Source organism: Moorena sp., from assembly GCF_982860115.1.
This window is the reverse complement of the sequence record NZ_CEYLVT010000239.1, coordinates 1-11,431: the sequence shown is the minus strand read 5'-3', so window position 1 is coordinate 11,431 and position 11,431 is coordinate 1. Positions and strand designations below refer to the sequence as shown.

The following is an 11,431-nucleotide window of genomic DNA, read 5'->3' as shown; positions in this document are numbered from 1 at the left end:
CGCGAGCATAACTCGCGAATAAGTTTTCCCTTTTTTCCAAAATGGGATGCTCCCGAAGGGTGGGAGGATTCCGAGTATTATTTTGACTTTGAAGAAGGCGAGTAAATGACAAGGAAAAAGCTCAAGGCAATTGAAGGAAAAAGGCTGAGATTTAGAGCTACGGTAGAAAGGTTTGGAACCAAGACAAATTATCAATTACCACCGCTAATCGACCAAAAGTAAAAAATAAAGGAACGAAAATCTGGTTGCAATTTGTCAATATTTACGCGAAATAAGTGGTAAGATGCCATCTTAACTTCTGATTAGCTTTCAAGCTAGTCAAACAACAAAAAGCCCCGCTCCCTTAAAGCGGGGGACAACCTCAAAAAAGCCTCATCAATAACCTAAATCTAACATGTTTACAACTAGAAAAGATCTCAAAGGATTAGAAGCCGCCCAGTCAACTCGCATATGGCAAGTTCTAGATGGGGAAACTAAATTGATTTTATTCGACAAAAACCTGCTGTTTGATGACATTTACGATCAGTTTGATGAGGAGGGTTTTTGGCTAGAGATAAAAGAGGGTTTGCAATTTGCAACCGGTTCACGGGAATTGATCAACGGATTTGCAGTCTGGAAAGAGGATGAAAACATTTTCATAAAAGGAGATGTTTTTGATCAATCGGCTCGCGATCGCTTAGCTAAGAACGGGGCAATTAATATCCTGCCCCCACCTCCTAAGCCAAAGCCTCTGAATCCGATGGATGTGCCCGCATCTTTTAAGGCTCTTGGTTCTGGCAAACCTCGCCGTCCTAACCGGAGGAAAGGTAGAAAAAGGTAAGCCCTAGATCAATCCATTACTTTGCCCTGGCGAAAGCTGGGGCTTTTTGTTGTGATCAAAGGAGCGATCGCTCCTGATGGGAAGCCAATTAAGCTTAAACCATCTATCGGTGTTTTTAACCCTCCGCGAGGTGCCAGGAAAAATAGGTCTTTTTAGCTTAAGAAGCTTGCAGCAAAAGGGTTTGAGCTGCCAGGTTAAGCAAAGTCCACCCGAAATGGCCCTTAAAGCGCGATCGCTCCCTTGTACATAGTTTTCGGGAGAATTCCCGAAAACCTAAAAGGGTCAAACCTCCCCACCGATTTCAGCTATCGCTTTTGTTTTTGAGATTGAATTTGTTTTTTTGATTTATTTCTGTTAGTTACTTTGGCAAAAATAGTTTGTTTCTAATAATAGAGTACTTATACTCACTTGATGCGATTGCAAAATCAGACACCCTGATTTGAAATCAGACACGAATTGACTGTATACAGTTGACCTAAATCAGACAGACTGATTAGAAATCAGACAGACCCATACATCCCAGAATTAACACAAATCAGACAGACGTATATAACCCAAAGTTAACACAAATCAGACAGACGTATACAACCTATAAACCCTATTAATCAATTAGTCAAAAGAACAAAACAATAAACGCATGTCTGATTTCTTGTTGACAATAGATGACAATAAAAATCAGACAGACCTCAACAAAAAATCGACCGAGACCCCCAAAAACTTGGCTGACCCCCCACTTTTACCCCCCGATCGGGGGTCTTTAAGCACTTTTTAGGGGACTTAAAATTTCACGTGTCTGATTTTGGAAGGCATTTTATTGACTCTTATTAAGAATTAAAATCAATAAAAAATTACTTATGAACTTATAAACAGTAAGTTAATTTTGTTGAGTTGACTAATCAGACAGACCTATCTACCCCAAAATTAACACAAATCAGACAGACGTATTCATCCCAAAGTTAACACAAATCAGACAGACCCATTTGGGTGCGCCCTGTCTGATTTCCATCGGTTGCACTAGGGAATACAAGCGTTTATTTAAAACTCAAAAAGGCTTTTTGTTTGGTTTTTGATTTGTTCGCTAGTAAAAAGGCCAGGATTTTTCTTCCAACAGGAAATCCTGGGTACTGCTTCGGTATTCATTGGTAATGCGATCGCAACCCCTGCAGCAATCACTTTTGTTTACCCGTCCTGAGTCCTTTGGGAATACTGGCGGAACACTGGCAATGTACTGGCCACTATAAGGGATCCGCAGAATGCAACCGCGAAGGAGGTTAGACAGTATTTGGGGGTAAGTGATAGCTGTCTTGATAAATGAGTGAAGGCTGGGGATACTCTTAAACCGTAGTAATTTGGACAAATCCGGCTAAAACAGTCAAGGTGCAATTTATTGTTGCCTGAGGGAGGGGTGGTCAAACAGTAATTGGAGTTAAACCTGAGGCACCTCGGGACTTCTCAGGATTTTTTCTGAGCGCCCAGAAAAAATCAGAAACCTTGACTGGTATGACTTCCATCTTCTCTCGGAGAAGTGGGCTCAAAAAAGAGATCTCAAAAAAAATGTCCAGTACCCCTTGACAAAATACCGGTACTTTAGCCCGTTTTGTCCAGGATGCTCAAGGAACTCAACCAGACTTACCTCAACGGTCTAGCTCCAATTGATGTTTACCGTTGATCGAAAAAATAATCAAATTCTGATCATCGAGAATTGATAGCGATCTCTTTGTCGCTTTTTATCCTGGAATATAAACATTGTCAACGATGCGGCGTCGTCTCAATATTGTGTGCAACCCACATTGTGGGTACCAGTTGCGACATTGCTCTTTGTATGACGGTCAAATGCTTTTCTATAGAGGTTTTCAGCTTATTGGAGGGTTGATTTTGTATCGCGGTGCCGTTGGGTAGTTGAATAATGGTTGATTTTAATTGTGGGCATTTGCCCTTAATTAGCGATCGCTCTTCAAAATTGTTGTTTTCCTGGGGCAAAGACAACAAAAAGGTGCAGCCCCTGTACACGGAGGTATTGCACCACTGTGAAATCGTTTCCCAGAAGGGTTTTTAGCTGTTTAGACATCACATTTAGCACCACTGTTGACGTGTTGTTTTTAGTACTTTAGATGTTTCACGACCGCTCAAAAAGATAACAAAAAAGCGCAGTAGGAAACCCCACTACGCCTTAGTCTAACGATGTCTGGCTAAATCTATCCAGCGTATGGATCGATTCCATGCTGCCTTAGGATCCGCTTAAGGTACTCGTTTTCGGCCTCTAGTTGGTCTGGAGAAGCCATGCCTAAGGACAGTTCCTCCAGATCTTTCTGAGCTTGCTCTTGGCTTGCGATCGCATCATTTCGGTCAGCGATCGCTTCGTTGCACAAGTACTTCCAACTAGCGGCGTTGTGTTCATGTTCGGAAACCTTAACTTTTAATTCGCTGTTGGCCAGCATCAACTCTTGAGCCTTCCCAGGAGTGTACTCGCGACCAAAGGCTTCGTCGGTCATAACTTGAAATAAAGACAGAGAAGCATTTAGTAATATGTCTTGAGCTGCTTCTTTAGTTTCTGGCTTCACCCTTGTTGCTTTGCATGCCCAGTATCCCCAATATCGGATAGCATCAGGCAATTTCCACAGAGAAACAGGGACAAGACCTCCAGATTGCATTTTGTATTGTCCCGCGACCATTGTGAAATCCTCTCCCAGAAAGGATTTCAGCTCCTGAGACATTGTTTTCACGACCATTGTGCTTCGCGATGTTTTTATGACGCCTGACGTACCACGACCACTCAAATAATTAATGAAAAAGCCTCGCTCATCTATTTGATCAGCCGTGTATGTATCTAGTACCAAATCTTCGGACAATTGGATGGAAGACTTCCGGACTTGTAGTATTTCGTTCATGGTTATGATGGGGGTGATTGATTGAATTATTTGGGCAACTGCCCTTAATTAGCGATCGCTCTTATTCGATGGTCGGAGCGATCGCTTTGTCATCAATGATATCGTCGCACGTTCTCGTTGTCAAGGATAAAGGCGATATAAAAAGATGCACATCGTTAATCAGCAAATTCCAACTGAGTAACGGGAGACCCCCGCCAGGTAAGCCCTTCATGCATCTCTTGGCGCTCCAACTGAGTAGCGATTGGCCTTGCTCCTCAATGCTGCGATAGCCTTTCTTCCCAATTTGATCGACAAAAAGATAACAAAAAAGCGTGACGAGAAATCCCGCAACGCTCCAATTCGATGTTTTCAAGTCATATACTAGCCAGCGTATGGGTAGATGCCATGCTGCCGCAGCAACCGCTTTAAGTACTCGTTCTCCGCCTCTAGTTGATCTGGGCTTGCTCTTGGAAAGCGCCTACTTATTTTTAGCCGTCCAACAAAGACACAGTAAGGGATTCAGGGATTTGTTCGATAGCGATCGCTCCTCAATCAAAAACAGCGTCAAACAAAGACACAGTAAGGCTTTTAACTAGATCGAAAAGTAAGTAAAAATTAGCCACTTCCATTTTCTGGATCTATCACCCAATACTCTAAGAAGTATATATATCTAGGCTTTGAGCCTTATTATTACTACTTCTTGTTGTCCCAACAAGAAGTGTTTGTTGGAATATTGAGAAGTGATTAAGAAGTATATACAGTCAGACTTCCAGGTTGTTGTGTTTTCTGTTTGACTACCCTCTAGCTTTGTAATATTCCACCCTCGATCTATGGTTTGTTTGACCTGTAATTAATAAGTGGTGTTTAGCGTTGTATGAGGTAACCTTGTCAGTAGGTAAATACATGGTGTCGCTTCCTACCCCTGGGTTGTATGACAGTAGCTTTGGATTGAGCCAGGAAAAAGAACCCCAGTTAAGTACTACTTTGCGTTCCAACGTTCCAACAACTATGAGAAGTATATCCCGTGCGACTTCCAGCTGTTGGACGCTTTTTCCAACAAACTCAAACTCTAACCTGGGAATCAGAAGTGGAAGTGATGCGCAGCAGAAGCTGCCAAGGGCGATCGCTACTCAGGCAATCGTCGCATCTTTTTCTTATTAAGGATGGGGCGATAAAAAAAGATACAACCAAAGGGTGCGAATACTGTTTGTACCCTTTGGTCATTAAGTTGGCTTGATAAGTACAAATACAGTCCGCGACAATTAGTCACCTAAAGTGATTAAGTCGATTTTATGAGCAAAAACCACTATTTATCTTTCTATTATTTCTTGATAGGATGAAAAAGGAGAATGAAAAGGGTTCTTACTTCCTGTAATCGGATTTAGCAGTATTATAAAAACAGCTCTAATCCCGCCGAAAATTCACTTTCTATTACTTTTGATTTTGTCGGTAAAAATAACAGGAAGTTAAAGACTGACTGTAGGCGTAATGCTAGAGTAGCTACCATGAAGTGCCACACAGACATATAAAGTTCCAATGTAAGCTTTTGTACTCGGCACTTATCCAGCTTCTGACTAATTTTGATGCTAAAAAGTCATAAATTTTTCACCAAAATGGGGAAAAGTTCCAGCACTTGTGAAAATCGGAACTGTGTTAACTTTTGAAACAAAGCGCTAAAACTATTTCTGTGCAAAGACTTCAGGCGTTGGTACTTTATGTCATTTTTTCTAGCATAGAGCCTATTTGCTGGGACGCAAAAACCAGACGGTAAGCGCCTACCTACCGCATTCCGGGACAACCTTCCGGTCAAATTAGTTATGAAGACTGTGACCAAAGGAGATGGGAAACTGATTACTGGTCAAAACTTACCTAGTAACCATCTACTAGGTAAAGGAGATGGATTCCTGGTTGTACCTGGAAAGGAACCCCTCCGGCTACAAGGAGCATTTATTGACGCCTCTAAGCATACCGAATATCTACCTAATATCCCAGCTAGGGAACAAGTACTATTTCCATTACCCGATATTCGAAACAAACCTTTGACTGAGTTACAGACGCGCGCTGTGATTGAGCTTTATGCTGAGACACACTCAATACCTAAAACAGTTGAGACTGCTTGGGCTACCAGTAAAAATGGACGTAAGGATTCAAAATATAGTTAGGCACATGCTCTGGTGAAGCAACTGATAAAATCTGAAGCCTCCTGAAAAGTACCTTAGGTTCAAACTATAAAAACAAAACCCGCCTCTAAAAGGTGGGTTTTTTAAAAGTATTAGGATGATCACAAGCTAAAAACCACTATAATCATGAATCAGAACTAGCCAGCATTCTACCACAAAGGCTACCTGCTTGTATAAGAAAAGGTGATGCAATAAATGCTACTGGCGGAGTTACAATAGGTGCTAAAATAACAGAGGTGCATCCTCCAATAGTAGCTCCTGCAATAGATGCAACAGTTTCACGATTATGAGAATCTAGTTTTTTCTTAGCTTCTTTATCACCTCGTTTAGCCGCTTTATGTAATTCAGCTAATTTTCCTCGTTCTTGAATCTCATCATTTGAAGTAGGTAGATTTAGACGCATATATTTAACAATCCCTAATTATTGGATTTAAATTATATTAATGCAAAAAAAATTTTTCATCATCTAAAAGAGAGAGGTAGCTAGCACAGCACTTACCCTAAAAGATAGAGATAGCTAGCACAGCACTCTCCCTTTTCCACACCCGCTCTTTCATACCGAGAGCGGGTTTATTTTTCACATTACTGCTGAATACCTAAGACAACAGACGAAACAGCAGACAAAAAGATTTCAACTATAATAATATCACCCGTTCATTACTGAACGGGTATTATTTTGGATTACGCTATGCTAATCATTTTTGGAATTGCTTAATTGTTTTATAGCCTGAATTCCTTGATTAACACTCGTAGTACTAAAAGCTAAAACTTGAAGCAATGGTACTATAGTAGTCAACTTTTGGTTAATTTTTACACTACTAATAGTTACAGCAAAAAAGCTGAAGGACATAACAAATGAAACCTTCAGCAAGAACACGAAACGTTGATTATTCATGTGACTTGAACACCATTAAAAAACTGACGAAGCGAGTCAGAACATATAAGCCACAGTTGGCGGAAACTATGCTTATAAAAATTCTAGACAACACAAGACGTCGGGACATTTTCATAATATCCCGAATCTTAATTTTATGCAACGCATAGTTTCCGCAATTTCAGTATATCATAAGTTTGTTGTTTTTTATTAAGTATCAATTATGAAGTTTCTATGAAGCTAAAGGATCAGGGGAAACGCATCTTGTCAATATATAGTGTTTATTTAATTTTAAAAACACTATAAAACACTATATATATATAATTTTAAAAAAAAATTAGATGCGTTTACTCTAGCTCAAATACGAAGTTTCCGTAAAAAAAAATAGTGAGGTACAGTAACTTTACAATTAATTATGGGTTAACTATCCCATTAATAGTCCCCAAAAATATGGGAGAAAACACCCATAATTAACAGTATATGGGCTAATGCTAAAGAAGCTGTTATAAAGTGCCAACGGAGCTGAATCTATTGCTATGGCTTACACACAGGCTTTAGAGTCGCTTATGTATCAAAACTTAACATAGTTCCGTCTTTAGCTTGTGTCGGAACTTTTTCATCAAATTGGGACTGAATTTAGGAGTTTTGGACTCAAAAATTAGATCAAACAGGGGAAAGTGCCATGCTTGACTCCAAAGTTCTGTATAAGCTTTTGGAGTCAAGCATGGCACTTTCCAGTTTTAATACCCATTTTGGGCGTTATTGGTACTTCAGTTGACCTGTTTACACAATAGTTTTAAGCAATAGCTTCATGGATGCAGGTGACTGTTATTGGAACTAGTTATGTCGTCAGAATTCAAGCAACGGAACAGGGTTGAGTCCTGGAATTAGAATTGGGTCGTGTGTCGGTGACATGCCCAAGATCATGTTGTTGACAGGTCTAAGTACGCCATCAAAATGGATTTTTATTGCTTTCCGGAAAGCAATCTAATAGTGGAGTATGGGACATCAAGGCGATCGGTAGCAGAGTTGTAAGGGAGTCAGGGTAAACGCATAGATTCTTTTATCCTATATATAGTGTTTTTCAAATTAAATAAACACTATATGTGAAAAAGCTATTGTCAATAAGCACAATAAGGCCAGGTTTATTGAGAACTACCCCTATTTTATTGACAAGATGCGTTTACCCTGGTAAGGGAGTCTATATGTCTAAGCAAATTTATTCCTGCGTAAGTATTTCTGGAATCCTGATTCATCGACTGTAGTTTACATTGAGGAGCGTTTGGCCTTCACTTAAACTATATATAATTATCGCTAATGAAAGCTAATGAAGTTCTGAGACAATATGCAGCAGGAAAAAGGCATTACGCAAGCAACAGGGAAAACGACTCTATCGCCTAGAGCTTAAAGTACTGACTTACCAATATGCACCTAAATAAGTTTTGTCAGTCAACCAGATATCATAGTTAATCAAGCAGAAGGTAATTTAAAAATAAGGTGACTAAACAACAAATTTCATAGATTGACTTCCGTATGAAAAAAGCTAATTCGGGACTTTACTTTGCCCTGCTTCGCTGCGAGAAGGCTTGGGAGTATTTAGATTCTCCAAACAATCCTCTATCTCAGGAAAAAGCTTTAGAAATTTTATCAGCTAGGGATGCTCTTCAAAAGGTATTGAAAACTCAGGAGCCAGTTGCTACCGATATTCTATCCCAAGTGATGGAGCTGGATTCACGGTTGAAAAAAAACCCTAGTAGGATACTGAAAGTCATCAACTTGGCTGACTGTCGGGAAAGTTTGCCTGCTCCTGCTCAGGATTGGTGGTGGCATTTAGACCGGAAACAGGTTAACTGGTTAATCACAGTGCTGACTGTAATTACGTGGAGCCTTATCCTAGGGCTACTCGCTAATATTACTAGTCGGTTTCTAACTGGAGGAGTCGGGGTTTTGGGAGGAGGAGGACTATTTGTTTCTAATTTATTCACCTTGCTGAAAGCGAAGAGCGAACTGACGGAAGCAGGACGAAAAAGGCTGGAAAAATTTATCGCTAAACTAGGGATTCCCCAATCCTATCAAGAATGGGGAAAATTAGGCTATCTTGTGGGTTTTTGTGGGTTGTTACTGGGGTTTTGGTTCGCTTTGCCCTCATTTTCTCAAGTATACAATGAGCAAGGACGGAAAAACTATGATCACGGAGAGTTGGGCACAGCGGAAGAGAATTACTTGAGAGCCATTGCCTTGAATCCCGATAATGTCGATGCTCACTACAATTTGGGCAATCTCTATGAGGACTTGCAGCAGTTTGATAAAGCCCGCACCGAGTATCTCCTGGCAGTGAAAGGTAATGTGCCAGAAGCCTATAATAACTTGGCTCGCTTGTTCATTAAAAAGAAAGAATATCCCCAAGCAGTAGCCCTACTAAATAAAGGTCGTTCAGAAGCACAGAAGCAGAATAGCTTTCCTGAGGTTAAATACAACTTGTTTAAAAATCTGGGATGGGCGAGGTTTCAGCAAGGTCAAGATACAGAGGCAGAGCAGGCACTAAAAGCTGCCATCCGTATTGCCAGGAACCCAGAAGTTGCTCAATATTTGTCAAATCGCGGGTCAGCCCATTGTTTATTAGCCCAGGTACTGGAACGGCAGAAAAATCCTGGAGCTATCCAACAGTGGCAGCAGTGCTGTCAGTTGGCTTCTACTCTCAATCCTGATGAAGATACTTGGTTACATTTAGCTCACAAGAACTTAAAGAAGGCAGGACAATCATGCAAGAAAAACCTAGGATTTTGAAAAAAACCTTAACAGGGGTGGTTTTTAGTCTAATGTGTCTTGGGTTATTAGCTGGACCTGATCTGGCTTCGGATCAAAGACATTCAAAAAGTCTTAATTTTATTTACGACATTGAAGGGGATGTCAAGATCAAGCGAAGTCAATGGAACGACTATCATAATGCCAATGTCGGAGATTTACTGGATCCCTCCGACCAATTACTACTGGGAACTGGTGCATCAGCGAAAGTGAGGTGTAGCAATTTATCGGTTTGGGAGTTGCAGGGTGATTCTGCCAACAGAGTATCCGATGGTTGTCCTTCTGTAATACTGACTACCCCTCGCCCTAACAGCTCTCGGGTTGCACCCCGCGCTACCAACAAAATAATTCCCTACATCATCACCCCTCGCCATACCGCCTTACTTAATAACCGCCCAATATTGCGTTGGAATGGGGTGCCTGGGGCAACTAGCTATGAGGTTTTAGTACAAGATGCTAGCTTAACCTTAGACTGGCAGACGGAAACGAGCAACACAGAAATCGAGTATCCTGGTGAACCTGCCCTACAACCAAACTCCGATTATTTCTTAATTGTAGAAACCGACAAGGGAGACTCCTCTGATGACGAACAGGGAGCTGACCTGAGTTTTACCCTATTGGATGCCCAAAACGCTGAGTCAGTGCGAACAGCAGTCGCCCAACTAAAACAACAGCAATTGACCCAAGAGGTAGAAACACTGACATTAGCCTATCTATACCAAAGTTATGACTTGAAGGCAGAAGCCATAGAGTTACTAGAAGGATTGGTGAAAGAGGGAAGCCAAACAGCAGCAGTCTATCAACTGTTGGGAAATTTATACCAGCAAGTGGGATTGATCCAGCACGGGAAAGGTCATTATTTACGAGGGTTGGAACTAGCTAAAAGCACTGAAAATTTAGAATGGCAAGCTCAGTTGCAAGTTGGATTAGGACAAGTAGAAGACAATAAAACTGAGGCAATAGAGTGGCTAACCCAAGCACAAACCAATTATCAAGCGTTAGGTGATAGATCGAAAGTTAACGAGGTAAAACAATGGATAAAAGATTTGTAGTAAAACCTGGTCAAACCTTGAGCACATCTCACTAGTATTATCTAGGATTAATGCTGTTACTGTGCCGATACTTCTGCTAAAAAACTGTCAACCCCCATCCCAAACCCACTGACATAAACCGACACCCTAGACTCATGACCCAAAACGACGATACCCGCACCCAAGCACAACAACTTTTTAATCAGGGGATACAGCTATTTCAACAAGGGACAGCCGAATCACTACAACAGGCAATTACCAAATGGGAAGCAGCACTTCCGTTATGGCGTGAATTAGAAGATAAATCTCAGGAAGCTTTTACTTTGCTTGGGATAGGTGCTGTTTACAATAATTTAGGATTTACGCAAAAAGCCCTTGAATACTTCAATCAAGCATTACCAATCTATCGAGCAATTGGTGATCGCATACAGGAAGCAGTAACCCTCAACAATATTGGTAAAGTCTATGATGACTTAGGAGAGAAACAGCAGGCATTAGACTACTACCAGCAGGCTTTGCCCTTACTACAGGCGGTGGGCGATCGCACACAGGAAGCAGTAATCCTAACCAATATGGGTGTTGTCTATTCTGACTTAGGAGAGAAACAGCAGGCATTAGACTACTACCAGCAGGCTTTGCCCTTACTACAGGCGGTGGGTGATCGCACACAGGAAGCAGTAATCCTCCACAATATTGGCTCTGTCTATGATGACTTAGGAGAGAAACAGCAGGCATTAGACTACTACCAGCAGGCTTTACCCTTATCCCGGGCGGTGGGCGGTCGCAAAGGGGAAGCAAGAACCCTCACCAATATTGGTAAAGTCTATGATGACTTAGGAGAGAAACAGCAGGCA

Annotated in this window: 8 protein-coding genes; 6 read left to right on the top strand and 2 right to left on the bottom strand. The window is 41.2% G+C overall.

Annotated features, from left to right (window positions below; genetic code table 11):
* Window positions 1-394 precede the first annotated feature (394 nt).
* On the top strand, window positions 395-820 hold the full coding sequence (locus tag AC4II3_RS27470) for a hypothetical protein (RefSeq protein WP_488013958.1): 426 nt from the start codon (window positions 395-397) through the stop codon (window positions 818-820).
* A gap of 2,195 nt (window positions 821-3,015) precedes the next feature.
* Here the strand turns inward: AC4II3_RS27470 and AC4II3_RS27465 are convergent.
* Window positions 3,016-3,708, bottom strand: coding sequence for a hypothetical protein (locus AC4II3_RS27465; protein WP_488013956.1), 693 nt, complete (start codon window positions 3,706-3,708; stop codon window positions 3,016-3,018).
* Window positions 3,709-4,019: 311 nt separating this feature from the next.
* On the opposite strand from AC4II3_RS27465, the gene AC4II3_RS27460 reads away from it, so the two are divergent.
* On the top strand, window positions 4,020-4,283 hold the full coding sequence (locus AC4II3_RS27460; protein ID WP_488013954.1) for a hypothetical protein: 264 nt from the start codon (window positions 4,020-4,022) through the stop codon (window positions 4,281-4,283).
* A 1,221-nt stretch (window positions 4,284-5,504) separates the two neighbouring features.
* Window positions 5,505-5,849, top strand: a complete 345-nt coding sequence (locus AC4II3_RS27455) for a hypothetical protein (RefSeq protein WP_488013952.1) — start codon at window positions 5,505-5,507, stop codon at window positions 5,847-5,849.
* A 142-nt stretch (window positions 5,850-5,991) separates the two neighbouring features.
* Here the strand turns inward: AC4II3_RS27455 and AC4II3_RS27450 are convergent, their stop codons facing one another.
* Window positions 5,992-6,270 carry a hypothetical protein gene (locus AC4II3_RS27450; protein WP_488013950.1) on the bottom strand — a complete coding sequence of 93 codons (279 nt, stop codon included), beginning with the start codon at window positions 6,268-6,270 and terminating at the stop codon, window positions 5,992-5,994.
* Window positions 6,271-8,274: 2,004 nt separating this feature from the next.
* Here AC4II3_RS27450 and AC4II3_RS27445 point away from each other — a divergent pair.
* The 3 genes from AC4II3_RS27445 to AC4II3_RS27435 all read left to right on the top strand — a co-directional run.
* The gene (locus AC4II3_RS27445; protein ID WP_488013948.1) at window positions 8,275-9,528 is read left to right on the top strand and encodes a tetratricopeptide repeat protein; all 1,254 of its coding nucleotides are present in this window, start codon (window positions 8,275-8,277) and stop codon (window positions 9,526-9,528) included.
* Entirely contained in the window at window positions 9,504-10,598 is a 1,095-nt protein-coding gene (locus tag AC4II3_RS27440) for a tetratricopeptide repeat protein (RefSeq protein ID WP_488013946.1), read from the top strand. The genes AC4II3_RS27445 and AC4II3_RS27440 overlap by 25 nt, the downstream gene beginning before the upstream one ends.
* Before the next feature lie 113 nt (window positions 10,599-10,711).
* A partial coding sequence (locus AC4II3_RS27435) for a tetratricopeptide repeat protein (RefSeq protein ID WP_488029661.1) occupies window positions 10,712-11,431 on the top strand: 720 nt, incomplete at its 3' end.

Coding starts and splice junctions, on each gene's coding strand:
- AC4II3_RS27470 (WP_488013958.1), top strand. CDS start 395: ATGTTTACAACTAGAAAAGATCTCAAAGGATTAGAAGCCGCCCAGTCA.
- AC4II3_RS27465 (WP_488013956.1), bottom strand. CDS start 3,708: ATGAACGAAATACTACAAGTCCGGAAGTCTTCCATCCAATTGTCCGAA.
- AC4II3_RS27455 (WP_488013952.1), top strand. CDS start 5,505: ATGAAGACTGTGACCAAAGGAGATGGGAAACTGATTACTGGTCAAAAC.
- AC4II3_RS27450 (WP_488013950.1), bottom strand. CDS start 6,270: ATGCGTCTAAATCTACCTACTTCAAATGATGAGATTCAAGAACGAGGA.
- AC4II3_RS27445 (WP_488013948.1), top strand. CDS start 8,275: ATGAAAAAAGCTAATTCGGGACTTTACTTTGCCCTGCTTCGCTGCGAG.
- AC4II3_RS27440 (WP_488013946.1), top strand. CDS start 9,504: ATGCAAGAAAAACCTAGGATTTTGAAAAAAACCTTAACAGGGGTGGTT.